Consider the following 12843-nt stretch of genomic DNA (forward strand, 5'->3'; position numbering starts at 1 on the left):
CACCTTATCGTCAAAAATGTGGGCGGCCAGGTCTGCGCTATGCGAGCCCTTGAGGGTTTTTCTTCTGCCAGTTCCAGCTGTCGCGGCACATCTCAAACAGGTCGTGCTGGGCCTGCCAGCCCAACTCCCGCTGCGCCTTTGAGCAGTCGGCGTAGATCTGGGCGATATCGCCTTTGCGGCGGGGCGCGTACTGGTAGGGGATCTCGATGTCGTTTGCCTGCTGGAAGGCATCCACCAGCTGCTGGACGCTGTAACCCTTGCCGGTACCCAGGTTGTAGATAAACACCCCGCTGTTCTCCATAGCTTTGGCGATCGACTTTACATGGCCCTGAGCCAGATCCACTACGTGGATAAAATCGCGCACACAGGTGCCGTCGGGGGTATCGTAATCGGTGCCGAATACCGAGAGCTTTTCCAACTTGCCGGCCGCCACCTGAGTGACAAAAGGCATTAAGTTGTTGGGAATGCCCGCCGGATCTTCGCCGATGAGGCCGCTGGCGTGGGCGCCGATGGGGTTAAAGTACCGCAGCAGGATGACCGACCAATCCGGATCGGACTTGGCGATATCCTGTAGCATGTACTCGATGAACAGCTTGGTCTTGCCATAGGGGGTAGTGTCGGCCGAGACCGGGGTCTCCTCGGTGACCGGGACCTGTTCGGGGGCGCCGTACACCGTGGCCGAAGAGCTGAAGATGATCTTTTTGCAGCCGTAATCCCGCATCACGTCACACAAAACCAGGGTGGAGACCAGGTTGTTGTCGTAGTACAGGATGGGTTTTTGCACCGACTCGCCTACCGCTTTGCTGCCGGCCAGGTGGATGACACAGTCGATGGTGTTCTCTGCAAAGATCTTCTCCACCGCGGCGCGGTCCCGCAGGTCTTCGTGGTAGACGGGATACTTCTTGCCGGTGATCTGCTGCACGCGGCGCACCGCCTCTGGTTTAGAGTTGGAAAAGTTGTCGATGACCACCACATCCATCCCCGCTTGCAGCAGTTCGATACAGATGTGAGAACCGATGTAGCCGGCACCGCCGGTAAGCAATACAGCCATAGGATACTCCCTAATATGAATAAAAAGTAAAAAATCGTTAAACGTTCTGTGTTTTTTCGACACAATCAGTATATCGTATTTGGTCACAGCAGTCAATAAACAGCATGCATAGTGGGGGGAAATGTGGCGGCGGCGAGATAGGGTGGGGTCGGAGGTGCACATCACTTTCGGCGATGCCGGCGGCCATCAAGAAATGGCTTGACTGCGCGAAAAACTAGAGTTTGTCGTTCCGCATAACGCGGGGCTATACACAGTAAAATACCGGTATAAAAAGCGGCAAAAACTTGCTGTTTTCACAGTTTATTAACATATTACCACTATACGATATCAGAACGATAATGTCTACCTTTTTCGGCCTGATTTTACAAAAAATGTGCAAAACATAGAACTTATAACACAAAAAAGAGCGCCGTCGGACTGCCGTCGGCGCTCTTTTTTTATGTCGTGTTAAAAGATCTTGTGCAGTGGCTCTTGGTGTTGGCACGGGCGCTTAGTGTTCGTGCTCGCTGTAGTGGTGTGCCGCCTCCAGCATCATATCCTTTACCTTCATCAGGCGGATCTGGGTGCTGCGCTCGTTTTCGTCCAGCTTCATGGTGATGTAGCGGATGCTCTCCTGGGTCTGCGGGATCATCACGTGCTCCAGCGCGTTGACTCGGCGGCGGGTCTTCTCGATCTCGGCGGCCATCAGCTGGCAGGACTTCTCGGTCTCGGCCAGCTTGAGCATATCGGGCAACACATCTTCCAGCGACTTGACGGCGTCGTCGAGATCGCTGGAGGTAAAGGCGTAGCCGTAGGGGTAGATATCCCCCTTATCGGCGGTGCGGGTCTTGTAGGAGAACACCGGTATATCCACGCTCATGATGTTTTTCGACGAGGTCTCGAGCGTGACTTCCTGTTTGGGGCACATCAGCGCCACCTGCATGGCCTCCTGCGAGATACCGGCGCGGGCCAACACGAAGTTGGCGTTGGCGCGGGCCAGCCCCTTTTCAACCTTTTCGCGCAGCGCCTTGTTCTGGCGCACCAGGTCTAAAAACTGGCGCATCAGCTCGTCGCGCTTATCTTTGAGCAGCTTGTGCCCGCGCATGGCGGTGACCAGTTTCTTTTTCAGCCGGGTCAGCTCCATACGGGTCGGGTTTATCTGGGTCGTTGCCACTTTGGTCTCCCCCCTCTCATCGCATCAGGTATTTGGCATATGGACCTACTTTTCCTCGTAGTACTGGTCCAAAAATTCGTCCTTGATGCGCTTGAGCTCGCTGCGGGGCAGGATGCGCAGCAGCTTCCAGCCGATCTCCAGCGTCTCCTCGATGCTGCGGTCGGTGTGGTAGCCCTGCGACACGTAAGTTTTTTCAAATTCGTCGGCGAACTGGGCGTACAGCTTGTCGATATCGGTGAGGGCCGCCTCGCCCAGAATGACCATCAGCTCTTTGGCGTCTTTGCCGCGGGCATAGGCGGCGAACAGCTGGTTCATGGTGTTGGCGTGGTCGGCTCTGGTCTTTCCCTCGCCGATGCCTTTATCTTTCAGTCGCGAGAGCGACGGCAGCACATCTACCGGCGGGGTGATGTTTTTGCGGTACAGCTCGCGGCTGAGGATGATCTGCCCCTCGGTGATGTAGCCGGTCAGGTCGGGGATGGGGTGGGTCTTGTCGTCCTCGGGCATGGTGAGGATGGGGATCATGGTGATACTGCCCGACTTGCCTTTTTGGCGCCCGGCCCGCTCGTAGAGCGAGGCCAGATCGGTGTACATGTAGCCGGGGTATCCGCGGCGGCCGGGGACCTCTTTGCGGGCGGCCGACACCTCGCGCAGCGCGTCGGCGTAGTTGGTGATATCGGTCATGATGACCAGCACGTGCATGTTCTTTTCGAAGGCCAGGTACTCCGCCGCCGTCAGCGCCATGCGCGGGGTGGCGATGCGCTCGACGGCCGGGTCGTTGGCCAGGTTGACAAACAGCACCGTGCGGTCGATGGCGCCGGTCTCCTTAAAGCTCTCGATGAAGAAGTTTGCCTCCTCAAAGGTGATGCCCATGGCGGCAAACACCACCGCAAACGGCTCGCTGGTGCCGCGCACCTTGGCCTGGCGGGCGATCTGCGCCGCCAGCTCGGCGTGGGGCAGGCCACTGGCCGAGAAGATGGGCAGCTTCTGACCGCGCACCAGCGTGTTGAGGCCGTCGATGGCCGACACGCCGGTCTGGATGAACTCCTGCGGGTAGTTGCGGGCGGCGGGGTTCATGGGCAGGCCGTTGATATCCAGCCGCTGCTCGGGCAGTATTTCCGGCCCGCCGTCGATGGGGCGGCCCAGGCCGTCAAACACCCGGCTGAGCATGTCCTCCGACACCCCCAGCTCCATGCTGCGGCCCAAAAAGCGCACCTTGCTGCTGCTGAGGTTGATGCCGGTGGAGTTTTCAAACAGCTGCACCAATGCATTGCCGCCGTCTATCTCCAGCACCTTGCAGCGGCGCTTTTCGCCGCTGTGCAGCTCTATCTCGCCCAGCTCGTTATAGCTGACGTTCTCGACCCCCTTGACCAGCATCAGAGGGCCGGCGATCTCCTGGATCGTCCTGTATTCTTTAGGCATTACAGCTCCTCCTCCTCACTGATCAGCGCATCGATCTCCTGGTCGAGCGCGCGGGCGATCGATGCGTACTCCTCGCCGATCTTGTCATCGGACACGTACTTAAAGCGGCCGATGGACTCGCGCACCGGCAGCTTGACCAGACCCTCGACCGAGGCGCCTTTTTTGAGCGCCTCGGTGGCGGCGTCGTAGTAGCGCAGCACCAGTTCCATCATGGTGTGCTGTTTTTGCAGCGAGGTGTAGGTATCCACCTCATGGAAGGCGTCCTGGTGCAAAAAGTCCTCGCGGATGGAGCGGGAGGCCTCCAGTTTGATGCGGTCGGGCGCCGACAGCGCGTCCATGCCCACCAGCTTGACGATCTCCTCCAGCTCGGCCTCCTCCTGGAGCAGCAGCATCAGCCGCGCCCGCAGGTCGGTCCAGTCCTCGGCCACCTGGTCGTTGAACCAGCCGGCCATGTTGTTCACGTACAGCGAGTAGCTGGTCAGCCAGTTGATGGCGGGGAAGTGGCGCTTGTAGGCCAGGGCGGAGTCGAGGCTCCAGAACACCTTGACGATGCGCAGCGTGGCCTGGGCCACCGGCTCGGAGATATCGCCGCCCGGAGGGGACACGGCGCCGATAACCGACAGCGCGCCCTCACGGCCCTCTTGGCCCTGGGCGATGACCCGGCCGGCCCGCTCGTAGAACTGGGCCAGACGGCTGCCCAGGTAGGCGGGGTAGCCCTCCTCGCCGGGCATCTCTTCCAGACGGCCGGACATCTCGCGCAGGGCCTCGGCCCAGCGCGAGGTGGAGTCGGCCATCAGCGCCACCGAGTAGCCCATATCTCTAAAGTACTCGGCGATGGTGATACCGGTGTAGATAGACGCCTCGCGGGCGGCCACCGGCATGTCGGAGGTGTTGGCGATGAGCACGGTGCGCTCCATCAGCGAGTGGCCGGTCTTGGGGTCGCGCAGCTCGGGGAACTCGTTTAACACGTCGGTCATCTCGTTGCCGCGCTCGCCGCAACCGATGTAGACCACGATATCCGCCTCGGCCCACTTGGCCAGCTGGTGCTGCACCACCGTTTTGCCGCTGCCAAAGGGCCCCGGCACCGCCGCCACGCCGCCTTTGGCGATGGGGAACAGCGTGTCGATGACCCGCTGGCCGGTGACCAGCGGCATGTCCGGAGACAATTTTTCTTTATAGGGACGACCCACCCGCACCGGCCACTTCTGCATGAGGGTCAGCTGGCGGGTGCCGCCGTTTTTCAGCGCCACCGTGGCCACCGGCTCGTCGATGGTGTAGCTGCCGCCGGTGATGGCGGTGATCTCGCCCTCCACCCCGTTGGGGACCATGATCTTGTGGCAGACGATCTCGGTCTCCTGTACGGTACCGATGATGTCGCCGCCCACCACGGTGTCGCCCACCTGGGCGGTGGGGACGAATTCCCACTTGTTGTCGCGGCTCAGCGACGGCACTTCCACGCCGCGCTTCAGGTTGTTGCCGCTGCGGGCCATGATCTCGACCAGCGGGCGCTGGATGCCGTCGAAGATGCTGCTGATGAGGCCGGGCCCCAGCTCGACGCTCAGGGGGGCGCCGGTGGACTCTACCGGCGCGCCGGGGCCCAGACCGGAGGTCTCCTCGTATACCTGGACCGAGGCCAGATCGCCGTGGATCTCGATGATCTCGCCGATCAGGCGCTGGTCGCTGACCCGCACCACGTCAAACATGTTGGCGTCGCGCATGCCCTGGGCGATGACCAGCGGCCCAGCTACTTTTTTAATGGTACCTGTGCTCATATATCAAACCTCGCCTTTCTGGCTTTTCGTTTCGTCGCCGGCGGCTTAAGTGTCGCCGCCAAAAATGATGTCGCTGCCCACCGCCTGCTCTACCGAGCGGCGCACCTGGGTGATGCCGATACCGGTGTTGCCCGAGGCGCCGGGGATGGGCAGGATAGCCGGCAGCGGCTGCTGGCGGTAGCGCTCGATCTCGTGATCCAGCCCGGCCCACAGCGACTCGGTGACATAGATCACCGCGTAGTCGCCGCCGGCCAGTTCCCGCAGCTTTTTGGCGGCGTATTCCGGCTCGCTGGCAAAAAAAGTGTCCAGCCCCACGGCGGCGAAGCCGTACACGCTGTCTCTGTCTCCCAGCACTGCGATCTTATACATACATATCACGAACCCTTTCCGCTACCGCGCTCTCGTCCAGGTGGTTTTTCTTGCCCGAGAGGATGATGCGCACCGTCTTTTCCTCGTTCTCGCGGGCCAGAATATAGGCGGCCAGCGGGCCGATGGTGAAGGCGTTGTGCAGCTGCGGGCGGATGCGCTGCATCATCAAGTCGTCGCACCAGCGCTCGAAGGCGGCGGACGACTGGCGCAGCGCCTCGACGCCGGGGGCGTAGGCGGTGCGCTCGAGATAGCTGTAGATGGCCTCTTCGCTGTCGGCCGCGGCAGCGGCCAGCTGGGCTACATCCAGGCTGTCGCAGGGCACCAGCGCCCGCTTTAAAAAGTCGAGCTCTTTGCCGGTGCGCTGGCAGCGGACCGCCGTCTTGATGTCGGCGGCGGCCACCGTCAGCTCGGCGTAGGCCAAAATGAGTGCGTCGCCACTGTCGCGGCCGGCCTGCAGGATGGCTGCCAGACAGGCGCTGTCGATGATGACGTCGCACAGCTGGCCGTCGCCGGTGCGCAGCAGGGCGGTAAAGGCCTCCTGCGCGGCTTTTTGCATGCGCGGGGGCAGAGCGCCAAAGTCCCGCTGGGACACCGCCTGCTCGATGCGCTGTGGCTCGACGGTGCCGTCGGGGATGTAGATATCCTGAAAGTGCTCCTGGGTACAGACCTGCTTGATGGCGGCCTTTAAGTTGTGAAAGTCGTTTTGGTAGAGGAACACGTCAAACACCGAGATGTCCTCCACCAGCTCCTCCATCAGCGCCCAGGTGTTCTGGCGCTGGATGGCGAGGATGGTGTCCGCGTCGCCGCTGGATACATCCCAGCCCCGGTCGGACAAAACGCGCAGGCAGCTGTCGTAGCTGTCGCTGGCCAGCAGCTGCTGGATGTTTTGCCCGGTGAGCAGCTCCATCTCTTTGGAGCGGATGCGGGCCACCTGGTAGATGTACTGTTTATCGGCCATGGCTTCCTCCTTCTTCTGGAAATGTTGCAGTCCCGGTCATCGCAGCGGGCGCTCAGCCGAACAGGCTGTGCTGCACCAGGTCCTGCAGCTTTTCCAGGTCGGCGTCAAACAGCGCCTGGAAGGAACAGTTCTCCTCGATACCGCCGTACACCAGCACAAACCCGCCGTCGATGTCGCGGCTCTCGCCGCTTATCTGCAGCGCGGCGCCGGCGGGCAGAGCGGCCTGCAATTTTTGGGCAAAATCTGCCCGCAGGCGCTCTAGGTCGCCTGCGCGCAGGCAGATCTCGCCGGGCTCGGGATGGGCAAAGGCGGCGGCCATCTTGATGAGCAGCGCCGCGTACGCCGCATCGTCCAGCTCGGCCAGCGACCGGCGGGCAGAGTCGATGCACTGGGCGATGAGCTGCTGCTTGGCAGCCAGCACCGCCCCGCGCTTTTTGAGGTCGGCGGCCGACTGGGCCCTGCGGGCGATATCCTCGGCCTGGGCGTCGGCCTCCTGCCGGATCTTCTGCACCTGGGCCTCGGCCTGGGCGCGGGCAGCCTGGGCGATCTGGTCGGCCTCCTGCCGGGCCACGGCCAGGATGTCGTCGGCGGCCATCTGGCCCTCGCGCTGGATCTCGCCGATGATCTTTTCTAATCCTGTCATGTAACCAAATCTCCTAACTTTAGATGTTGAGACCCCCGATACCGGTGACCGCCAGCAGCGAGACCAGCAGAGCCAGGATGGCGTAGGTCTCGACCATGGCGGCAAAGATCATGCCTTTGCCCATCTGGTCGGGCTTTTTAGAGACCATGTGGATGCCGGCTACCGACACGCGGGCCTGGCGGATGGCCGACCAGTAGCCGACGATGGCCATGGGCAGGCAGGCGGCGAAGTACATGAGGCCTTTGGCCAAGCTCATCTCGGCCGAGCCGCCCAGAACGCCGATCTGCGACAGCGTCATAAAGGCGATGAGCAGGCCGTAGATGCCCTGTGTGCCGGGCAGCAGCTGCAGCAGCAGTACCTTGCCGAATTTAGAGGGGTCCTCGGTGACGACGCCGGCGGCGGCCTCACCGGTCATGCCCACGCCGACAGCCGAACCGGCGCCGGCCAGCAGGGCGGCCAGCGCCGCACCCAAGATCGCGAATACAATGCCCATGTTACTCATTTTCGTTATCCTCCCTGAATTTGTAGTATTTGGTGTGGACTGCAAAGGGGTCGAACTTGCGGCCGCCCCCTTCATAAAACTTGCCAAAGAACTCGACGAACTGCAGGCGGTTGGTGTGCACGTAGGCGCCCAGCAACTCGATGCCGAAGTTGAGGGTGTGGCCGACGATGAATACCAGGATAAAGACGACAGCGCCCACGGCGCCGCCGCCGACCATGCTGCCCATCTGGTTGATGACCGAGCCGATGACGCCGGTGGCCAGCCCCAGCGCCAGCAGGCGGGAGTACGACAGGATATCGCTGAGGTACCCGGTGACGCCGTACAGGCCATAAAGGCCCTTGAGCAGCCGCTTGACGGGGTTTTTAGACTCCCGCCCGGAGGTGAGGATGATCCCCACCGCGCCGACGCCGGCCACGATACAGGACACGGTGCCCACCGCGGATGGCAGCACAAAGCTGAGCTGCACGATATCGGCAAATTTTTGCATGGAGAGCATCCACAGGATGAGCCCCCCCAGCAGCATGTACCAGAAGATGACGTCGTACAGCGCGTCTTTATACTGGCCGGCCTTTACCTGCTGGTACAGCTTCATGGCCAGGCCGGCGAACAGGTGCACGATGCCGATGGCCAGGCAGAATAGGAGCATCTGCATCGGCTTTTCCAGCGGGGTGAACCACAGCGGCGGGATGCCGACCTCGTGCCCGAAAAAGGTGCGCGAGACCACGTTGACCACGTCGCCGAAGTAGCTGCTAAAGACGATGCCCCAAAAGGTGGTGGAGATGCCGCAGAAGAAGAACATCCGCAGCATCTTCTGCAGCCCCTGCTCGATGTTTTTAAACTTGAGTAGTATCAGGCCGCAGCCGATGACCAGCATCAGGCCGTAGGCGGCGTCGGACAGCATGAGCCCGAACAGCACGTAGTAGAAGATGGCCGTGACCGAGGTGGGGTCCATCTCGCCTTTGCCGGGCAGGCTGAACGATTCTAAGACCCCCTCCACAGGCTCGGCGAATTTGTTATTTTGCAGCAGCACCGGCACGTCATCTTCCGGCAGCGGGTCCTCTAGGTAGACGGCCGCGCCGTACTGGTCCTCCAGTTCGCGGCACAGCCGCTGGGTATCGCGCTGGGGCACGTAGCCGGTGACGAAAAAGGTGCGCTTAGATTGGGCCAGCCGTCCGATGACGCCGTATTTTTCGGCCCGCATCTGGTAGTAGTCCACCGCAAAGCGGATGTCCTCCCGGTGCGCGGCCAGCTGGCGGATCTCCTCCTCGGCGTCCTGCAGCTGCTGGCGCACAGATTGTATCTCGTCCTCCAGCTGACGGATGCGCTCGGACGGGACCAAGTCGGCGTCGGCCGGGGGGCGGGCGAAGTTGAGCTGGCGCAGCGCGTCCTCCAGCAGATGAGCGTGTTTTTGCGGGCACAAAAGGAATATGCGGGTCTGCTCCTTGTCGGCGGTGACGATGTCGGCGTGTACCCGGCTGGCGTCGGGCGCCAATTCGCCCAGCCGCTCTAACAGTGCCTGCAGCGACCACTCGCCGGGCAGGGTGCCGATAAAACAGCTGGTGGTCTTGGTGCCCTTAAAATGCAGGGGCACATCCAGTCCGCTCCAGGGGAGCAGGCCGTCGATCTGGGTCTGCAGCTTGGGTATCTCGGCCCGGCCCTCCTCCAGCTGCCGGTCCAGGGCACACAGCCGGTAGGCGTGTTTCATCGTCTCTTCCCGCACGTCGGCAAAGCTGTCGTACCGGTCTACCGAGATGGCCTGCCGGCCCTGTAGTGCGGCCAGCATGGGCTTTTTCTCGGTGGCGTAGCGATCGAGCACCGACAGGGCCGCGGTGGCGGTGGCGATGTTCTTTTCAAAAGTGGCCTGGGCGCTGGACATATCTGCCCGCGAGAAGACGCTGTCCTGCTCGATCTGGTCGCTGATCTCTACCACGCCCCGGCGCTGCAGCATCTCCAGGATCTTTTTGCGGTCTTTTTGCAGGCCGCAGATGCTCGCTTTTTTCATGGGCAATACTGCCATGGAGTCGATCTCCTCCTCTCTTTATGGTGGTGTGCCGCCGCTTGGGCGGCAGCGCAGAAAAAGTTACTGTGGCAGCACCTCTTTCAGGATGATCGACTGGGCTTCTTTTTGGCGGCCGGCCGCCTGCTGGCGCAGCGCCTGTATCTGCTGCTGCACCTCTTGCCCGGCGGCGTCCTCGGCCGCTGCGGCCTGCTCTCTGGCCTGCTGCAGCTGCACACGGGCCTGCTCTTTGGCCTGCTGTACCGCCTCGGCCAGCGCCTTTTTGGCCGCCAGGTGGGCCTGGGCGATCAGGTCCTCGCCCTGCAGGTGGGCCTGCTTCTCGGCGCTGTCGGCGTCAAGCTCGGCCTGGCGCACCTGGTCGACGATCTCTTTTGCCATCTGTTATCACCACCCTTTTTTGGCTGCTGTTTATGCACTGGAAATACGCTGTAGGGAATATGCTCAGCATTCTGTTTCATTATACTGCTTTGCCGTTCGTCACACAATTGGCCGGGCCGGTTTTCGGCGTAATTTACGGGTTTTTTTCGTGTGTTTTGTATGATACGCGCGCGGACATAATCGGTATTTTTGTACTGATAGCCCAATCGGGAAAATCTGGCCGCAGGGTCGCGGCGTTTCGACAGCAGCTGTTCCCCGGCGCGGGTCTAGCAGAGGCGGCTCCGGCCGCCGCAGTGGGCCCGCAAAAAGGGAAAAGACGCCCTGAGAAGGACGTCCCGGCGGGGTATATGGGGTGCTGTAGTGCTGTAATGCTATGTTGGCAGTATAAAAATGCTGTATTCTCAGGATACACGCTGGACAGAAAAGATTGTGAAAAAAGTGACGATAAATTGTGAATAAAATGTCAATAATCTCCGGCCCGATAACGGTGGGTAAAAGAAAAACGCCGCCACTTTTATGGTGCGGCGGCGCTTTAGAGGGCATATAGCGCTATTGGGGCTGGCCGGTTTTTTGACGTGCAGTGTAGGCCCGGCGCTCTTTTTTGCTCATGTCGATGGCGATGCTGCCCAGTATCAGCGCCAGCGCGAACATGGCGATACCCAGGATAAAGGCGCCTTTGTAGGTGCCGGTCTTGTCGTAGAACAGGCCGATGGGCGCGTAGGAGAAGGCGCCGATCATGCTGTTGCCGATCATCATGATGGCCCAGATGTCGGAGTAGTGCTTGCCGCCCACGGCGTGGCGGGCCACCAGCGGCGCCTGCACCGTGTACATGCTGCCGCCCAGGCCCATCAGCAGGCAGGCCGGCAGCAGAAAAGCGGAGTTGGAGATAGCCAGGATCATGCCGCCCAGGCCGGAGCCCATGAACACCACGCCCCAGAGCATGCCGGCCTTGACGCCGAAGCGGTCGTTGACCGAGCCCAGCAAAAAGCCGCACAGCACCGTGCCCACGCTGACGCAGGTGGCGGCGATAGAGCCGAACTGCAGCGATTTGCCCAGCTCCATGGTGGTGAAGGTAGCCACATAGCCGGGCACACCGGTGCCGATGCTGTAGCACAGGCAGGTGAGCCAGGCCAGGTAGAATAGCGGCTTTTTAAAGGCCTGCTTGCGGGTGAGGCCCCACTCGCTCTCAGTATGGGCCGAGGTGTCGTCTGCTGTGTCGGGCTCGTCGGCGCCGTAGGGGGCGCAGCCCACCTCCTGCGGAGATTTCATAAATTTGCAGACAAACGGCACCGAGATGATAGCCCCGCCCACAGCGAGGATAAAGTAGGCGTTGCGCCAGCCAAAAGCGGCGATGAGCTGGGCCGAGAGCAGGTTGCAGATGATGGCGCCGGCGCTGCCAAAAGAGGTGGCGATGCCCAGGGCCATGCCGGTCTTTTTCTTAAACCACATATTGATGATGATGGGCAGCGCCACCAGCACCGAGAAGGCAGAGCCCACACCGATCATCACCCCCGAGAGGTAGAAGCCGTAGATGGAGCGGTAGGTGCCCATGAGGAACATGCCCAGGTACTGCAGCAGCAGCGCCAGCGTGATGACCAGCCCGATCTTACCGGTGGTGAGCACCTTGCCGGCGATGGGGTAGAGCAGGGCCATAGTAAAGGCCTCGATCGAGACGATCATGGTGAAGGCACTCACCTTGCAGCCCAGATCCTGCACGATGGGGGTGACGAAGTTGCCCGCCGCGCAGGTGATGATGCTGTGCGAGACCGAGATCAGGATACAACAGGCCAGTACCATCCACGCGTAATGCCGTTTTTTCGCTTTCAAATAACCATCCTCTCTCATAAAAAAGCGCCGCGCCGAACCTGTAAGGCCCGCCCAAAATAAAAGCCGCGGCAGCGGCGGGCGGGGAGGGATCGGGGCGATGCGCATGGCGGCTGCCCGGCCTGCACGGCAGGACCGGCAGTTGCCGCTCTCTTCTTTATATAAATGGTACTGCGCGGGCCCAGTTCTGTCAACACCGGCGCGGGTGCCCACCGCTATGTATATGGCCGGGCAGATGGGGGTATGAGCGGCGGGCGGAATACCGGGCTGACGGTGCCCCTTATTATATAGGAAAGCGGCGGTATATGGGTGCGGTGGCGGCACCGAGCGGGTACTGCGCGGACTGCGTGGAGGGCTGTGGCCCGCCGGGGCGGGCATGTTCCCCTTTTTCGGCGCATATATATGGACCATATCCGGGATAGGGAGGGTTTGATTTGAAGGGGTTACCAGAGGAGCGAGCCGCCGAACTGGGCCGATACATCGTGGAGAACCGGGCCACGGTGCGCGGCGCGGCCAAAAAGTTTGGCGTGAGCAAGAGCACGGTACATAAAGACGTGTCTGAACGGCTGAAGCGGCTCAATCCAACGCTGTATCAAGAGGTGAAAAAAGTACTGGAACAAAATAAAAACGAACGCCACATCCGCGGCGGACAGGCGACAAAATATAAGTACGAGGAAATGCACCACCGCGAGAGCGGCAGTGCCGAGACGGGAGAAAAAGAGCCGGCGTGAGCCGTGGAAATTTTTGGCCAGTAGTT

At 61.2% G+C, this 12843-nt stretch carries 12 protein-coding genes; 1 reads left to right on the forward strand and 11 read right to left on the reverse strand.

What is annotated here, in order from left to right; translation table 11 throughout:
• Positions 1-37 precede the first annotated feature (37 nt).
• From galE to H8K20_RS10440, 11 genes are all read right to left on the reverse strand, one after another.
• Complete coding sequence (gene galE / locus H8K20_RS10385) at positions 38-1051, reverse strand: UDP-glucose 4-epimerase GalE (RefSeq protein ID WP_186488370.1); 1014 nt, start codon at positions 1049-1051, stop codon at positions 38-40.
• A gap of 490 nt (positions 1052-1541) precedes the next feature.
• Positions 1542-2204, reverse strand: coding sequence for a V-type ATP synthase subunit D (locus H8K20_RS10390; RefSeq protein WP_105205143.1), 663 nt, complete (start codon positions 2202-2204; stop codon positions 1542-1544).
• Between the two features lie 45 nt (positions 2205-2249).
• Positions 2250-3623: a V-type ATP synthase subunit B gene (locus tag H8K20_RS10395; protein WP_154866781.1), complete on the reverse strand. Its 1374-nt coding sequence runs from the start codon at positions 3621-3623 to the stop codon at positions 2250-2252.
• Positions 3623-5395: a V-type ATP synthase subunit A gene (locus H8K20_RS10400; protein WP_105205145.1), complete on the reverse strand. Its 1773-nt coding sequence runs from the start codon at positions 5393-5395 to the stop codon at positions 3623-3625. The genes H8K20_RS10395 and H8K20_RS10400 overlap by 1 nt, the downstream gene beginning before the upstream one ends.
• Positions 5396-5440: 45 nt before the next feature.
• Positions 5441-5764 (reverse strand): V-type ATP synthase subunit F, encoded by a 324-nt coding sequence (locus H8K20_RS10405; RefSeq protein WP_186488371.1) that lies wholly within the window; start codon positions 5762-5764, stop codon positions 5441-5443.
• Positions 5757-6722: a V-type ATPase subunit gene (locus H8K20_RS10410; RefSeq protein ID WP_186488372.1), complete on the reverse strand. Its 966-nt coding sequence runs from the start codon at positions 6720-6722 to the stop codon at positions 5757-5759. Before H8K20_RS10410 ends, H8K20_RS10405 begins: the two co-directional genes overlap by 8 nt.
• A 52-nt stretch (positions 6723-6774) precedes the next feature.
• Positions 6775-7365 (reverse strand): V-type ATP synthase subunit E, encoded by a 591-nt coding sequence (locus H8K20_RS10415; protein WP_186488373.1) that lies wholly within the window; start codon positions 7363-7365, stop codon positions 6775-6777.
• 19 nt (positions 7366-7384) lie between these two features.
• Positions 7385-7867: a V-type ATP synthase subunit K gene (locus tag H8K20_RS10420; protein ID WP_105205149.1), complete on the reverse strand. Its 483-nt coding sequence runs from the start codon at positions 7865-7867 to the stop codon at positions 7385-7387.
• Positions 7860-9884, reverse strand: a complete 2025-nt coding sequence (locus H8K20_RS10425; protein ID WP_186488374.1) for a V-type ATP synthase subunit I — start codon at positions 9882-9884, stop codon at positions 7860-7862. Before H8K20_RS10425 ends, H8K20_RS10420 begins: the two co-directional genes overlap by 8 nt.
• 63 nt (positions 9885-9947) lie before the next feature.
• Positions 9948-10262, reverse strand: a complete 315-nt coding sequence (locus H8K20_RS10430; protein ID WP_105205151.1) for a hypothetical protein — start codon at positions 10260-10262, stop codon at positions 9948-9950.
• Positions 10263-10811: 549 nt separating this feature from the next.
• Positions 10812-12089 carry an MFS transporter gene (locus H8K20_RS10440; protein ID WP_186488376.1) on the reverse strand — a complete coding sequence of 426 codons (1278 nt, stop codon included), beginning with the start codon at positions 12087-12089 and terminating at the stop codon, positions 10812-10814.
• A 431-nt stretch (positions 12090-12520) separates the two neighbouring features.
• Between H8K20_RS10440 and spoIIID the strand changes: the two genes are divergently transcribed.
• Positions 12521-12817 (forward strand): sporulation transcriptional regulator SpoIIID, encoded by a 297-nt coding sequence (gene spoIIID / locus H8K20_RS10445; protein ID WP_186488377.1) that lies wholly within the window; start codon positions 12521-12523, stop codon positions 12815-12817.
• Positions 12818-12843: the final 26 nt, after the last annotated feature.

This window comes from Neobittarella massiliensis (ex Bilen et al. 2018), from assembly GCF_014269355.1.
GTDB lineage: Bacteria > Bacillota > Clostridia > Oscillospirales > Ruminococcaceae > Neobittarella > Neobittarella massiliensis.

Excerpts from the sequence above, each read along its gene's own strand:
- galE (WP_186488370.1), bottom strand. The coding sequence starts at position 1,051 with ATGGCTGTATTGCTTACCGGCGGTGCCGGCTACATCGGTTCTCACATC.
- H8K20_RS10415 (WP_186488373.1), bottom strand. The coding sequence starts at position 7,365 with ATGACAGGATTAGAAAAGATCATCGGCGAGATCCAGCGCGAGGGCCAG.
- H8K20_RS10420 (WP_105205149.1), bottom strand. The coding sequence starts at position 7,867 with ATGAGTAACATGGGCATTGTATTCGCGATCTTGGGTGCGGCGCTGGCC.
- H8K20_RS10395 (WP_154866781.1), bottom strand. The coding sequence starts at position 3,623 with ATGCCTAAAGAATACAGGACGATCCAGGAGATCGCCGGCCCTCTGATG.
- H8K20_RS10410 (WP_186488372.1), bottom strand. The coding sequence starts at position 6,722 with ATGGCCGATAAACAGTACATCTACCAGGTGGCCCGCATCCGCTCCAAA.
- H8K20_RS10400 (WP_105205145.1), bottom strand. The coding sequence starts at position 5,395 with ATGAGCACAGGTACCATTAAAAAAGTAGCTGGGCCGCTGGTCATCGCC.
- H8K20_RS10405 (WP_186488371.1), bottom strand. The coding sequence starts at position 5,764 with ATGTATAAGATCGCAGTGCTGGGAGACAGAGACAGCGTGTACGGCTTC.
- H8K20_RS10430 (WP_105205151.1), bottom strand. The coding sequence starts at position 10,262 with ATGGCAAAAGAGATCGTCGACCAGGTGCGCCAGGCCGAGCTTGACGCC.
- H8K20_RS10425 (WP_186488374.1), bottom strand. The coding sequence starts at position 9,884 with ATGGCAGTATTGCCCATGAAAAAAGCGAGCATCTGCGGCCTGCAAAAA.